This is a genomic window from Novosphingobium sp. BL-S-33, assembly GCF_056857025.1.
The window spans coordinates 2,039,368-2,053,147 of sequence record NZ_CM166474.1 but is presented as its reverse complement, the minus strand read 5'-3'; the positions used below and the strand labels follow the sequence as shown (position 1 = coordinate 2,053,147).

General features: G+C 64.5%; 16 protein-coding genes and 1 tRNA gene. 8 read left to right on the top strand and 9 right to left on the bottom strand.

What is annotated here, in order from left to right:
* Positions 1-145: 145 nt before the first annotated feature.
* Entirely contained in the window at positions 146-961 is an 816-nt protein-coding gene (locus tag AC1VVM_RS09600) for a TrmH family RNA methyltransferase (protein WP_482903713.1), read from the top strand.
* A gap of 31 nt (positions 962-992) precedes the next feature.
* On the top strand, positions 993-1,835 hold the full coding sequence (locus AC1VVM_RS09595; RefSeq protein WP_482903712.1) for a hypothetical protein: 843 nt from the start codon (positions 993-995) through the stop codon (positions 1,833-1,835).
* 124 nt (positions 1,836-1,959) lie between these two features.
* On the opposite strand, the gene AC1VVM_RS09590 is transcribed toward AC1VVM_RS09595, so the two are convergent.
* From AC1VVM_RS09590 to AC1VVM_RS09575, 4 genes are all read right to left on the bottom strand, one after another.
* Complete coding sequence (locus AC1VVM_RS09590; RefSeq protein ID WP_067732802.1) at positions 1,960-2,232, bottom strand: HU family DNA-binding protein; 273 nt, start codon at positions 2,230-2,232, stop codon at positions 1,960-1,962.
* A 418-nt stretch (positions 2,233-2,650) separates the two neighbouring features.
* A complete protein-coding gene (gene rplS, locus AC1VVM_RS09585; protein ID WP_132384929.1) occupies positions 2,651-3,019 on the bottom strand; it encodes a 50S ribosomal protein L19 in 369 nt (122 codons plus the stop codon).
* Entirely contained in the window at positions 3,016-3,762 is a 747-nt protein-coding gene (trmD, locus tag AC1VVM_RS09580; RefSeq protein WP_482903711.1) for a tRNA (guanosine(37)-N1)-methyltransferase TrmD, read from the bottom strand. The genes rplS and trmD overlap by 4 nt, the downstream gene beginning before the upstream one ends.
* A gap of 61 nt (positions 3,763-3,823) precedes the next feature.
* Entirely contained in the window at positions 3,824-4,738 is a 915-nt protein-coding gene (locus tag AC1VVM_RS09575) for a LysR substrate-binding domain-containing protein (protein WP_482903710.1), read from the bottom strand.
* Positions 4,739-4,839: 101 nt separating this feature from the next.
* On the opposite strand from AC1VVM_RS09575, the gene AC1VVM_RS09570 reads away from it, so the two are divergent.
* Positions 4,840-5,157, top strand: a complete 318-nt coding sequence (locus AC1VVM_RS09570) for a hypothetical protein (protein WP_482903709.1) — start codon at positions 4,840-4,842, stop codon at positions 5,155-5,157.
* A 47-nt stretch (positions 5,158-5,204) separates the two neighbouring features.
* Here AC1VVM_RS09570 and rimM read toward each other — a convergent pair whose 3' ends face one another.
* The 5 genes from rimM to AC1VVM_RS09545 form a co-directional block, all read right to left on the bottom strand.
* The gene (gene rimM, locus AC1VVM_RS09565) at positions 5,205-5,714 is read right to left on the bottom strand and encodes a ribosome maturation factor RimM (RefSeq protein ID WP_482903708.1); all 510 of its coding nucleotides are present in this window, start codon (positions 5,712-5,714) and stop codon (positions 5,205-5,207) included.
* 20 nt (positions 5,715-5,734) lie between these two features.
* Positions 5,735-6,169, bottom strand: coding sequence for a 30S ribosomal protein S16 (gene rpsP, locus AC1VVM_RS09560; RefSeq protein WP_132384924.1), 435 nt, complete (start codon positions 6,167-6,169; stop codon positions 5,735-5,737).
* Positions 6,170-6,199: 30 nt separating this feature from the next.
* Positions 6,200-7,648, bottom strand: a complete 1,449-nt coding sequence (gene ffh, locus AC1VVM_RS09555; protein WP_482903707.1) for a signal recognition particle protein — start codon at positions 7,646-7,648, stop codon at positions 6,200-6,202.
* A gap of 231 nt (positions 7,649-7,879) precedes the next feature.
* Positions 7,880-7,955: transfer RNA gene (locus AC1VVM_RS09550), tRNA-Ala, on the bottom strand.
* A gap of 490 nt (positions 7,956-8,445) precedes the next feature.
* Positions 8,446-8,766, bottom strand: a complete 321-nt coding sequence (locus AC1VVM_RS09545; RefSeq protein ID WP_132384922.1) for a TIGR02300 family protein — start codon at positions 8,764-8,766, stop codon at positions 8,446-8,448.
* Between the two features lie 235 nt (positions 8,767-9,001).
* Between AC1VVM_RS09545 and aroA the strand changes: the two genes are divergently transcribed.
* The 5 genes from aroA (at position 9,002) to rpsA (ending at position 13,590) form a co-directional block, all read left to right on the top strand.
* Entirely contained in the window at positions 9,002-10,324 is a 1,323-nt protein-coding gene (gene aroA / locus AC1VVM_RS09540) for a 3-phosphoshikimate 1-carboxyvinyltransferase (protein WP_482905183.1), read from the top strand.
* 59 nt (positions 10,325-10,383) lie between these two features.
* Positions 10,384-10,647: a CBU_0592 family membrane protein gene (locus AC1VVM_RS09535; RefSeq protein ID WP_132384921.1), complete on the top strand. Its 264-nt coding sequence runs from the start codon at positions 10,384-10,386 to the stop codon at positions 10,645-10,647.
* Between the two features lie 77 nt (positions 10,648-10,724).
* Complete coding sequence (locus tag AC1VVM_RS09530; RefSeq protein ID WP_482903706.1) at positions 10,725-10,970, top strand: hypothetical protein; 246 nt, start codon at positions 10,725-10,727, stop codon at positions 10,968-10,970.
* A 54-nt stretch (positions 10,971-11,024) separates the two neighbouring features.
* Positions 11,025-11,645, top strand: coding sequence for a (d)CMP kinase (locus AC1VVM_RS09525; RefSeq protein WP_482903705.1), 621 nt, complete (start codon positions 11,025-11,027; stop codon positions 11,643-11,645).
* Positions 11,646-11,883: 238 nt separating this feature from the next.
* Positions 11,884-13,590: a 30S ribosomal protein S1 gene (gene rpsA / locus AC1VVM_RS09520; RefSeq protein ID WP_132384918.1), complete on the top strand. Its 1,707-nt coding sequence runs from the start codon at positions 11,884-11,886 to the stop codon at positions 13,588-13,590.
* Positions 13,591-13,780 lie beyond the last annotated feature (190 nt).

Genomic DNA, 13,780 nt, shown 5'->3' with positions numbered 1-13,780 from the left:
TTTCCCTAGGGAGAGGAACCCGCTGTGTTGAAGCTCTGAAACCAGAGCCTCGCTGCCGAGGAGGGCGCCTATGTAGAACCGAGCCTTGCCTGTCAATGGGGGTGCTGGCAGGAGCGGGACAGATTTTTTCGTAAAGGACATTTTCATGAGCAATCGTAGCGACCGGGACGGCGAACGGCCCGCAAAAGCGCTGCGCGGCCGCGCCGGCCGTATGAAGAACGGGCGTGGCAGCGGTCGCGCAAGTTCCGGCATGGTGCGCCTCTGGGGCCGTCATGCGGTCGAAGCAGCTCTCAAGAACCCGAATCGCCAACATAGAAAGCTGTGGGCAACTCGCGAGGGAGTCGAATCTCTCGACGGTGAATTGCCGGCCGATTTCCCGGTCGAATGGGCACAGCCTGCCGATCTGGCCCGACTCGTCGCGCGCGACGCCCCCCATCAGGGCCTCGTCCTCGAATGCGAGCCGCTTGAGGACATCTATATCGACGATGTGCTCGACGGTGATCCGGCGCGGCCGGTCGTCGTGCTCGACCAGGTTACCGATCCGCACAACGTCGGCGCCATCATGCGCTCGGCCGCCGCGCTCAATGCCTGCGCCATCGTCACGCAGGACCGGCACGCGCCGCCCGAATCGGGCACGCTGGCCAAGAGCGCCTCGGGTGCCCTTGAAATCCTGCCGTGGGTACGCGTGGTGAACCTCGCCCGCGCGCTCGAAGAGATCGCCGAGGCCGGTTACTGGCGCATCGGGCTCGAGGGTAGCGCCACGGAGACGCTTGGTAACGCCCTCCCCGCCGGTCCGGTCGCGCTCGTGCTCGGCGCCGAAGGTGATGGCATGCGCCACAATATCGTCCAGCACTGCGATTCGATCGCCAAGCTGCCGATCAACGAGGCCATGGAGAGCCTCAACGTCTCCAACGCCGCTGCCATCGCGCTTTACGCCGTAGCCACACGCCCGGCCCCCTGATCCGGGATCCGACGACGACAGGGGAAACGACATGATTTCGACCGAACGGCGCAACCCTGCGCGAGGCCTGCTTGCAGGCCTCGCCGTCGCCGGGATGGCGATGCTGGTGGCAGCCTGCATTTTCGTGCCCGGCAAATTCACCTCGCAGCTCAGCCTCAAGACCGATCGGAGCTTCCATTTCGCCTATACCGGCGAGATCGTGATGCTGCCTCTGCAAAAGTCGAAGGAAACGCCGTTCGAGCCCGAGACCTGCCACGACGACAACTCCGACGAGCGCACCTGCACGCCGGCCGAACTCGCCGAACAGAAGTCGAAGTGGGAGGAATCCCGCGCGGACAAGCAGAAGACCGATGCGCAGGCCGCCAAGGCGCTGCTGGGCGGCATCGATCCCAGCGATCCCCGTGCCGGCGAGGAAGTGGCCGCCAAGCTGCGCCGCCAAACCGGCTGGAACAACGTGGTCTACAAGGGTGACGGCCGCTTCGACGTCGATTTCGCGATCGGCGGCAAGCTGGACCACGACTTCACCTTCCCCACCATCGAAGGCTTCCCGATGGCCAATGCCTTCGTGCAGCTCTCGCTGCGGCAGGACGGCAGCGTGCGTATCGATGCGCCCGCGTTCGGGCCGTCCCAGTCGTCAGGCAACATGATGGGGGCCATGCTGGCAGGAATGAACAGCGACGCCGGAAGCGAGGCTGCCGATACCGACAGCACCAGCGAAGCCGATGGCACCTTCTCCATCATCACCAATGGCGAAATCCTGGCCAACAATACCGACGAAGGTCCGCAAAACGGTCCCGGTGGGCGCACGCTGACCTGGAAGGTCAATGCCCGCACGCCCGCAGCGCCCACTGCGCTGGTGAAGCTCAAGCCCTGATCCGACATGCGGGGCGCTCATCCGGGCGCCCCCTTCCCCAAATGCAAAACGCCGCGCCAACCTTGAGGTTGGCGCGGCGTAATTACTTCAGCCTGCGAGGCGTCGACAGGCTGCCGGATGCTGCTTAGTTGACAGCGTCCTTGAGGCCCTTGCCGGCCTTGAACTTCGGCTGAGCCGAAGCCTTGATTTCCATCGGCTCACCCGTACGCGGGTTGCGACCGGTCGAAGCCTTGCGCTTGGCGACCGAGAAGGTGCCGAAGCCGACCAGGCGCACTTCGTCGCCCTTCTTCAGCGCGCCGGTGATGGCATCGAAAACGCTTTCGACGGCCTTGGTGGCATCGCTGCGGGTGAGGCCGCTCGAGTCTGCGACCGCGCTGATCAGATCGTTCTTGTTCATTATGGGTACCCCCTAACCTTTCAGTGAAAACAGGATGTGATGGGATAAAATTTGGATTCGCCTCTGAACGGCACGGAATTGAGCGGTTTTTGCTGACGCTGTCAAAGCCTAAACAAGGCGAAAATGCGCAGTTTATCGTGTTTTTCCGCCACTCAGATGACGTTTTCGACAATTGCGGAGCCTGAATGCATTCAATGCGATGCACGCATGCTCCGAACTGCCCCGTCTGCACGGCCTTTCGCCTGCCTTTGAAGCGGGTGCCGCCGCTTCCTCTCCATGATTCGCCTCATGAAATCAGACGGGTGCATTTACCGTATAGGGACAGCCGGATTGCCGACAGGCACAAAAAAGGCGGCCCGAAAAATCGAACCGCCTCTCAAGCTGCCCGGCTGCGAAGAGCCGGGCATCACTCCCGGACTTACGCCTGGGTGTCGTTGACGCGACGCTCGGCGATGCGGGCGCGCTTGCCGGTACGACCACGCAGGTAGTACAGCTTCGCACGACGCACGACGCCGCGACGGACAACGGTGATCGAATCGATGTTCGGCGAGTAGAGCGGGAATACGCGCTCAACGCCTTCACCGAAGCTCATCTTGCGCACGGTGAAGTTCGAACCCATGCCACGGTTCGAGCGCGCGATGCACACGCCCTCGTAAGCCTGGACGCGGGTACGGGTGCCTTCGACAACCTTCACGCCGACGCGGACGGTGTCGCCCGGACGGAAGGTCGGGATATCCTTGGCGGCCTTGGCAATTTCCTCGGCCTCGATCTGCTGAATCAGGTTCATGAACCTAAGTCCTCGTTTTTGCGCCGCGCACCAGAGGCAGACTGGCCCCGAACGTCACTGCGACGTTCCCAAAGGTCCGGCCTGCGTGACCGTGTATCTTCCTCCGCCTGTTGTTTCCGCCAGGCGGCGATCTTCGCATGATCCCCCGATCGCAGCACTTCAGGGATCGTGCGCCCTTCCCACTCGGTAGGTCGGGTATATTGCGGGTATTCGAGAAGACCGTCCTCGAACGATTCCTCGGTCCCGCTGGAAGCCGCGCCCATTACGCCGGGAAGCAGCCGAATGCAAGCGTCTAACAGCAGGATTGCCGCGGGTTCGCCGCCCGAAAGCACCGCGTCGCCGACCGACATCTCTTCCACCTGACGGCCTTCGAAGATGCGTTCATCGAAACCTTCGAAGCGGCCGCAGAGGATGGTGACGCCGGGGCCGTCCGCCAGTTCGCGCACGCGCTGCTGCGAAATGGGCTTGCCGCGCGGCGTCATCGCGATGATCGGCGCGTCGGGATTGATCGAGCGGGCATGGTCGATCGCGGCGGCCAGAACGTCCACTTTGAGCACCATGCCGGCGCCGCCGCCGGCGGGCGTATCGTCCACGGTGCGGTGCTTGTCCGTGGTGAAATCGCGGATGTGGACGGGATTCATGGCCCACTTCCCCTCCGCCAGCGCCCTGCCCGCAAGGCTGATGCCAAGCGTGCCGGGGAACATCTCCGGGTAGAGGGTGAGAACGGTGGCATTGAAAGTCATGCCCCCGCGCAAAGCCCAATTCGCCGGCTACGGCAAGGGGAAAGCGCCGGATTTGCGTCCTTCAGAGCGGTTCCCACACTTCGGCGGGCAGGAAACCACGGTCAGCGGCGATCTCCTCACGCAGCCATTCGCGCAGGCGTTCGATCTTGCGGACGCCGACGCGGCTTTCCGAATGGATCAGCCATTGCGCCGGGCCCGGATAGTAGAGCGTGTCGAAAGGCTGCACGAGGCGGCCCGCTTCCAGATCCGCCCGCCAGAACAACGGCGACATCAGCGCAATACCGAAGCCCTGGCGCATCGCGGTGGCTTCCTGAAGCTGGTTGTCGAAGACGATGCCGGCGCGCGGCGGAGGCGGGGTGCCGATGCCGTTGGCGGCGAACCAGCCTGCCCACCAGCGATCGTTCGGCGCGAAGCGCTCCACCGCCAGCAGATCTTCCGGCTTTTCGACGCGATTCTTTTCGAGGAACACCGGCGCGCAGATCGGCGAGAAATGCTGGCGGAACAGGAATTCGGCGCGCAACCCCTCCCACTTGCCGTAACCGACGCGGATCGCCGCGTCGTAAGGCGAGGTGGCCAGATCGACGACCTCGTTGCTGAGCGACATCCGTACCGCCAGATCGGGGTGGCGCAGCTGGAAGCGGCCGATCCGCTCGCTCAGCCACGACGCACCGATCGAGACCGAAGCATTAAGCGAGAGCACATCCTCGTCCTCGCTCCACACAGCCGCGAAGGCATCGGTCATCGAGGCGAAGGCGCCGGTCAGCGCCGGCAGCAGCCGACGCCCGACATCGGACAGGTGCACCCTGCCCTTTTCGCGCACGAACAGCGGCTTGCCGACGCGGTCTTCAAGCTGGCGGATCTGGTAGGACACTGCCGCCTGCGTCATTCCCAGTTCCTCGGCCGCGCGCGAGAAGTTCTCGTGGCGGCCCGCAGCCTCGAAGGCGCGGATGGCGGTCAGGGGCGGCAGGCGGTCCATGGCGCAACGATAAGCCAGCCTTATGACCCGTGCCAGAGGCTTTGTTGGCGAAGTGCCGCCCGATCAAGCAGATTCCAGTCATCCGATGGAGGAACCGGACAATGCAGGATCAACACTTCATGCAGCAGTGGAACGCCGGCCATGACCGGTTTTCCGGAGATTTCGACCGTCTCGCACGCAAGCTGTTCAAGGCTCTTGGCAGCAGCTTGCGCGGCCGGCAGCCCAACGACCCGGACGATCAGAACAAGCGCCCTACCCCGCAAGAGGCCGCCTTGACCCGCAGGGCACGGCTGACGGGGATCGGGATCCTCGCCGGAATTCTGGCGGGATCGAGCCTGGCCATGGTGACGCCGCTTGTAACCGCGCTGGATTGCCCGCAGCACGCCAATCAGATCTGCGTCAGAGCGGCGCTCGCCTGATTGCAGGGCCCGAAAAGCAGAAAGGCCGCCCGAGGGCGGCCTTTCCTTTATTCTTCCGCGAAGGCGGCGTTGACCACCACGCGTTCGTGATCCCACTCGGGGACGGCGGCGGGGGTCATCGGCACCATGAAGCGGCGCCGTTTCCCATCCTCGCCCACCGGACGCTCGATCTCGATCACGTCGCCGGCGCCGAAATTCTCGACCGCGATGCAGGTGCCGAGTTCCTCGCCCGCGTCGGATACCACGCGCAGCCCCAGCAGGTCGGCGTGATAATACTCACCTTCCGCCAGTTCCGGCATCGACGAGCGCGGAACGGTCAGCGCGGTGCCGCGCAGCTTCTCGGCAGCGTTGCGATCGGGCACTTCCTCGAAGCGGGCGATCGCGCCGCCCTTGCCGTCGTCGCGCAGCTTGGCGAGCGTCAGAGTGGAATCGTTGAAGGCGCGGTAACGCTTGAGCGCCGCCACGCCTTCACCGAACAGCTTGAGGCGAACCTCGCCCGTCACGCCGTGCGCGCCGGTAACGGCAGCAAGCGTGACGGGGCGGTCTTGACCAGCCATTGTGGACTCGAACCTGAAGCTTAGGCTTCGGTCGATTCCTCAGCGGCAGCTTCCTCAGCCGGAGCTTCGGCCGGTGCTTCAGCAGCAGCCTTGGCAGCAGCGGCAGCTTCTTCAGCTTCACGCAGCTTCTCGGCCTTTTCCTCGGCGCGGTCCTTGGCCTTCTTGCCCGGCTCAGCCTTGTTCGGGTTCACCGTGGCGGCGCGTTCCTTGATGCCGGCCTTGTCGAGCAGGCGAGCAACGCGGTCGGTCGGCTGGGCGCCAACGCCGAGCCAGTAACGCACGCGGTCTTCGACCAGGCGCACGCGGTTCTCGTCTTCCTTGGGGAGGACCGGGTTGTAGGTGCCGACCTGCTCAAGATACTTGCCGTCGCGCGGAGCGCGCGAGTTGGAGACGACGATCTTGTAGTAAGGACGCTTCTTCGCGCCACCGCGCGACAGACGGATCGAAACGGACATTGTTTTACCTTTCCTTCAAATCTTCAAAAATTACTTTTTCAGAAACTTGCTGAGATCGGGCGCACCGCCCATTCCCGGAAGACCACCGGCGCCGCCACCGAGACCGCCGCCCAATCCGGGCATGGCAGCATCGAGGCCACCCTTGCCGAACATCGCGGCCAGCCCCTTGAGGCCGCCCATCTTCTTGATCTGCTTCATGGCCTTGGACATCTCCAGGTGCATTTTCAGCAGCTTGTTGACGTCCTGAACATTGGTACCCGAACCGTTGGCGACGCGGATCTTGCGCTTGGCATTGAGCAGTGCGGGGTTGGCGCGCTCCTTCGGCGTCATTGAACCGATGATCGCATCCATGCGCAGCAGCACGCGGTCATCCATGCCCGACTGTTGCATCGCCGCCTTGGCCTTCTTCATGCCCGGCATCATGCCGGCCAGAGCGCCAAGGCCGCCCATCTTCTGCATCTGGCCGAGCTGGGTGCGCAGGTCGTTCATGTCGAACTTGCCCTGCTCCATGCGCTTGGCCAGCGCTTCGGCATCCTCGATCTTGACGGCTTCGGCCGCCTTTTCGACGATCGAGACGATATCGCCCATGCCAAGGATGCGGTTGGCGACGCGGCTGGGGTGGAAGACCTCAAGGGCCTCCATCTTTTCGCCGGTGCCCGCGAACTTGATCGGCTTGCCGGTGACGGCCCGCATCGACAGCGCCGCACCGCCGCGCGCGTCACCGTCCATACGGGTGAGCACGACGCCGGTAAGATCGACTTCGCCGGAAAACGACTGCGCAACGTTGACCGCGTCCTGACCCGTCAGCGAGTCGACCACAAGCAGCGTTTCACGGGGGTTCGAGATGGCGGCAACCGCCTTCATCTCGTCCATGAGCTGCTGGTCGACGTGGAGACGGCCGGCGGTGTCGAGCATCAGCACGTCCACGGCCTGAAGGCGCGCGGACTGCATGGCGCGGGTGGCGATCTCGGTCGGCTGCTGGCCGGTGATGATCGGCAGGGTGGCGACGCCGACCTGCTCACCCAGAACGCGAAGCTGCTCCTGCGCCGCCGGACGGTTGACGTCCAGCGAGGCCATCAGGACCTTCTTGCCCTGCTTCTCCTTCAGGAGGCGGGCAATCTTGGCGGTGCTGGTGGTCTTACCCGAACCCTGCAGACCGACCATCATGATGACGACGGGCGGAACCGCTTCCAGATCGAGTTCGGCGGTCTGATCACCGCCCAGCATCTCGATCAGCGCGTCATTGACGATCTTGACGACCTGCTGGCCGGGCGTGACCGACTTCAGGACCGACTGGCCGACGGCCTTTTCGGTAACCTGATCGATGAAGCGGCGCACGACGGGGAGCGCAACGTCGGCTTCGAGCAGCGCGATGCGTACTTCGCGCATGGCATCGCGAACGTCCTGCTCCTTGAGCGCGCCGCGGCCACGCAGCTTGTCGAATACGCCACCAAGACGATCAGACAGAGAGTCAAACATTCTCGCTCCTAACGTCACTCGCGGCGAACATGCCGAAATCCCTTTCGACGGCCGGAGCCGCCAGAACGCCAAAAACGCCGGTGGGCGAAACCTCGCTGACCGGCGTGACGGAAACCTTATGCGAAAAACGCCGGCGGACGAAAACTCGTCGGCCAGCGTATCGCGTTTCCGCGAAACTGATATGTCGAAATAGCCAAACCCAGAAAACTTTGAAAGGCTATTTCGGTGAAATGGTGGAGCCTAGCGGGATCGAACCGCTGACCTCCTGCATGCCATGCAGGCGCTCTCCCAGCTGAGCTAAGGCCCCAATCATTTCGCCGGATCGACCCGGGAGGTCCGATCCGTTTCCCGCGTTTCGGCTTACGCCTCCGCTTGGGAGGCCGCCCTCTAGATTGGGTTCGCCGGGCTGGCAAGAGGAAATTTTCACGGGCCTGTCATTTTTCAGATCGCCCCCGGAAGGCACCCGATTTCCCTACGCCACTTGCGAGGATGAGCAACTGCTGAAGCGCTCCGCTGCCCCCACGAACACCGTCCATCCACACTCCGCTCATCCTGAGCCTGTCGAAGGATGGAGACCTTGCACCACGCCGCTGGGGGCTTCGACAGGCTCAGCCTGAGCGGGATTGAGAGCGGTGGGAGCGATGAGAGCGGGCGAGTCGGAGCGGCTCTCGCTCACAACGCAAGTTCGCATCGCCCGACGAGACCAGCGCCCCCTCCGTCCCCGCACTTGCGCAAAAAAGAAAGGGCGCGACCGCCGAAGCGCCGCGCCCTTTCCTGAATCAGATAGCGCCCGAGGCTTACTCGTCGCGATCGCCATCGTCGTCGCCGCCGCCGATGCCGAGATCGTCGTCACCGCCGAGGTCGACGTCGTTGTCCGGCGAATCGCCATCGTCGTCGATGTCCAGATCGTCATCGGCGAGATCCGCGTCCTCGGTCTCGACGACTTCCTTCTTCTGGATTTCCTCATAGGGAATCGGCTGCTTGGACTTCAGCACCGGCTCCGGGTGCCACGAATGGCCGCACTCGATGCAGGTGACCGGGTCATCCTTGCCCAGATCGTAGAAGCGGGTGCCGCATTTCGGGCAGCCGTGCTTGGCGCCCCACTCAGGCTTTGCCATGAAATGTCCTCAATTATTGCCCGACCGAAGGGTACGGGCGTGAATTCTGTGTCTTGATGGGAGGGCCCGCGCGCAAAATCAAGCATGCCGGATCAGGCGTGCCAGATCTGGCGTGTAGGCCGCATCAGGGCGCGCGCCTTGCCATAGGCCGCACCCGCTGTCAAAAGCCCGGCGATTTTGCGCCCCTTCCAGCCTCGAAAGAAGCACCGCCGTGAGCCACGACCCCGCCTCCCCCATGCGCCCCCGCCGTTTCCTGCCCGCAGGACCGCTCAAAGGACGGATCCGCGTTCCGGGTGACAAGTCGATCAGCCACCGCTCGATCATGCTCGGCGCGCTGGCTGTGGGCGAGACGCGCGTGACCGGCCTGCTCGAAGGCGAGGACGTGCTGGCCACCGCTGCCGCCATGCGCGCGATGGGCGCCTCTGTAGAGCGCATGGAAGACGGCGAATGGCGCGTCAGCGGCGTCGGTGTCGGCGCCCTGCACCAGCCCACCGGCCCGCTCGACATGGGCAATTCCGGCACCTCGACACGACTGCTGATGGGCCTCGTTTCCAGCCATCCGATCAATGTCAGCTTCGTCGGCGATGAATCGCTCTCCAAGCGCCCGATGGGCCGTGTGATCGATCCGCTGTCGGAAATGGGCGCCAGCTTCGAAGCCAGTGAGGGAGGCCGCCTGCCGCTGATCGTGCGCGGCGCCTCGCCGGCCGTACCGATCACCTACCGCCTCCCGGTCGCCTCCGCTCAGGTGAAGAGCGCAATCCTGCTCGCCGGCCTCAACACCCCGGGCACGACCACCGTGATCGAGCCGGTGCCGACGCGCGACCACTCCGAGCGCATGCTCAAGGGCTTCGGCGCCGACCTTGACGTGACCGTGGAGGCCGACGGCACCCGCGTCATCACCATCAAGGGCGAGGCCGAACTGAAACCCCAGGTCATCGACGTGCCGGGCGATCCGTCCTCGGCCGCCTTCTTCATCGTTGCCGCTCTGGTGGTGCCGGGCAGCGAAGTCGTGATCGAAAATGTGGGCCTCAACCCCACGCGCGCGGGCCTCGTCGAAGTCCTGCGCCAGATGGGCGGCCAGATCGAGTTCCTGAGCCCGCGCGAAGTCGGCGGCGAGCCGGTGGCGGACCTGCTGGTGAAGCATTCGGCACTCAAGGGCATCGAAGTCGATCCCGCCATTGCGCCTGCCATGATCGACGAATTCCCCGTCCTCTTCGTGGCCGCATCGCTGGCCGAGGGCGTAACGGTGACCAGCGGCCTCGACGAGCTGCGCGTGAAGGAATCGGACCGCCTCTCCGCCATGGCCGCCGCGCTGACATTGGCCGGCGCCGAAATCGAGGAGCGCGAGGACGGCCTGGTCATCACCGGCACCGGCGGCGCGCCCCTGCCGGGCACCGCGACGGCCGCGCAAGTGACCACCCACCTCGACCACCGCATCGCGATGTCGATGGCAGTCGCCGGACTCGTCAGCCGCCAGGGCGTGGACGTCGACGACACGCGCCCGATCGCCACCAGCTTCCCCAATTTCGAGGACCTGCTGGCCACTCTCGCGGAATAAGGGCATTCTCGCAGGGGCGGCCCCGTGTCGCCCCTACCCCTTATGCCGCCGGAGTCCGCATGATCCTCGACCTGCCGGAATGGCTCAGCAACACACTCGGCTTCCTGGGCACGGTGTGCTGCATCGCCGCCTATGCCTACATCACCTATCAGGACAATCCGAACCGCTACCTTCAGCACGGCTTGAACCTGGTCGGCGCGGTCCTGCTGCTGATCTCGCTGATGGTGAATGTGAACCTGCCCTCGATCGCGATGGAAGCGCTCTGGGCGCTGATCGCCGGGTGGGGACTAGTAAAGGCGCTGCTCACGCGCCGGAAGACCTGACGCCGCGATCCCGATTCGTACGGTTACCATTCGACAAGGGTTCCGGGCATAGCCTCTCCGCAGGAAAGGAGGCAGCGATGGAGTCGAAGCTGGCACATCCGGGCGCCCCTCGCAGCGTGCGCCGGGCTCTCGGCGGCCTGCCGCTGCCCCTGCTGGCCGCGCTCACCCTGATCCTGCCGATGATCGGCGCGAGCCTTGGCGTCGCGCTGGTCGTCGTCGCCTGGCTGGCCCGCGATTCCGGGCGCTTCGAACACGAACTCATAGAGATATACGGCGCCGACAGTCCGGAATTGCTCGACCCCGACCGCGCCCGCGAATCCTGAGGAAACGGTACGCGCAGCTTGCCTCACCGGCTCCAAGCCGCCATGAGCCGCCGCATGATTATCGCCGTCGACGGACCCACCGCCTCGGGCAAAGGCACTATTGCCAAAGCCCTCGCCCGCCATTTCGGACTGCCCCATCTCGACACCGGCCTGCTGTATCGCGCGGTCGGCCGCCAGTGCTTCCTCGACGGCGGCAATCCGGATGACCCCTTAGCCGCGCTGGCCGCCTGCGCGTTTTCGGAAGGCCTGTTGACGGACCCCGAACTGCGTTCTGAAGCAAGCGGCGGCCTCGCGAGCCGGGTCTCGGTCCATCCGGCGGTGCGCCGCGCGCTTTACGAGCGCCAGCACGCCTTCGCCGCGCACCCGGGCGGCGCCGTGCTGGACGGGCGCGACATCGGCACGGTGATCGCCCCGGAAGCCGATGTGAAGCTGTTCGTCACCGCCTCGGTCGAGGCCCGCGCCCAGCGCCGCTTCCTCGAAATGCAGGCACAGGGCCGCGACGTTTCGCTGGACGACATCGCCGCCGACCTTGCCGCCCGCGACGAGCGCGATCGAAACCGCAAGGATGCCCCGCTGGTGGCTGCTGACGATGCCGTGCTGCTGGATACCTCCGATCTGGGCCGCGAAGAGGCGGTTGCCGCCGCCATCGCCGCTGTCGAAGCCCGCAAAGGCTGACTCGGCAGGCCGCCGAGACCGCCATCCCGGCCGCCATTTTCCTTGCATTTCGCCCCTTAGGCGCGTAGTGGCCGCCGGTCTGGAGAACCGTCAGGTTTGAAGGACGCTGCGGCGGGCATCCGGCCCCCGTGGCGGTTCGGCCCTTTTGGCCCGGGTTCCGCATGGTGCGGGGCGCGGAGGAAGACCGGCGGATTCAACCGCCTGGCCGGAAAAATCGATAAACAGGAACAAACCTTTAATGGCTACTTCTGCCACTCCCACTCGCGATGATTTCGCGAAGATGCTTGAAGATCAGCTCGGCGGCGTCGCCGACGACGGCTTTGAAGGCCGCGTCGTCAAGGGCACCGTCACCGCGATCGAAAACGACAAGGCCGTCATCGACGTTGGCCTGAAGAGCGAAGGCCGCGTCTCGCTGCGCGAATTCGCCCGCGGCGAAGGTGAACACGGCCTCAAGGTCGGCGACGAAGTCGAAGTCTATGTCGACCGCGTCGAAAACGCTGACGGCGAAGCAATGCTGTCGCGTGACCGTGCACGTCGCGAAGCTGCCTGGGACAAGCTCGAAAACGAATTCGGTGAAGGCAAGCGCGTCGAAGGCGTGATCTTCGGCCGCGTCAAGGGCGGCTTCACTGTCGACCTCGACGGCGCCGTTGCGTTCCTCCCCGGCTCGCAGGTCGACATCCGCCCCGTGCGCGACGTCACCCCGCTGATGGACGTGCCGCAGCCCTTCCAGATCCTGAAGATGGACCGTCGCCGCGGCAATATCGTCGTGTCGCGCCGCGCCGTCCTCGAAGAAACGCGCGCCGAACAGCGCAGCGAACTGATCGACAAGCTGAGCGAAGGCCAGGTTATCGAAGGCGTCGTCAAGAACATCACCGACTACGGTGCGTTCGTTGACCTCGGCGGCATCGACGGCCTGCTCCATGTCACCGATATGAGCTACAAGCGCGTCAACCACCCGAGCGAAGTGATCGCCATCGGCGACACCGTGAAGGTGCAGATCATCCGCATCAACCAGGACACCCAGCGCATCAGCCTCGGCATGAAGCAGCTGGAAAGCGATCCGTGGGAAGGCGCAGCCGTCAAGTACCCCGTGGGCGCCAAGCTCACCGGCACCGTCACCAACATCACCGAATACGGTGCGTTCGTGGAACTGGAAGCCGGCATCGAGGGCCTTGTCCACGTTTCGGAAATGTCCTGGACCAAGAAGAACGTCCACCCCGGCAAGATCGTCTCGACCTCGCAGGAAGTCGAAGTGGTCGTTCTCGAAGTCGATTCGGACAAGCGCCGCATCTCGCTCGGCCTCAAGCAGGCTCAGCAGAACCCCTGGGAAGCCTTCGCTGAGAAGCACCCCGTCGGTTCGCAGGTTGAAGGCGAAGTCAAGAACGCCACTGAATTCGGCCTGTTCATCGGTCTCGACGGCGACGTCGACGGCATGGTTCACATGTCGGACATCGCCTGGGGCATCTCGGGCGAGGACGCGCTGGCTCTGCACCGCAAGGGCGAGCAGGTTTCGGCCGTGGTTCTCGACGTCGACGTCGAGAAGGAACGCATCAGCCTCGGCATGAAGCAGCTTGAGCGTGGCGCTCCGGCCGCTGGCATCGTCGCTGCGGGTGGTTCGCTGCGCCGTAACGAAGTCGTCACCGTGACGATCCTCGAAGTCCGCGACGGCGGCCTGGAAGTCCAGGCTGGCGAAGATGGCGCCACTGGCTTCATCAAGCGTTCGGACCTCGGCCGCGACCGCGACGAACAGCGCCCCGACCGCTTCCAGGTTGGCCAGAAGCTCGACGCCATGGTCACCGGTTTCGACCGTTCGAAGAAGCCGACCTTCTCGGTCAAGGCTCGCCAGCTTCACGAAGAAAAGGAAGCTGTCGAACAGTACGGTTCGTCGGACTCGGGCGCTTCGCTCGGCGACATCCTGGGCGAGGCTCTCAAGAACCGTTCGTAAGAACGTTTCGAGCTTCACCGCCAGGTGAAACAGTAAAGGCCCGTCCGGAGCGATCCGGGCGGGCTTTTGCTTTATGCGGTGCGCGCGGAGGCGCGGAGATCGCGGAGGAGAACAAGAAGAAGGGGATCGCGCAAAGGCGCGAAGGCTCAAAGGTGTTGCGCTTGCGGCCAAGCCGCCTTTGATTTCCAGC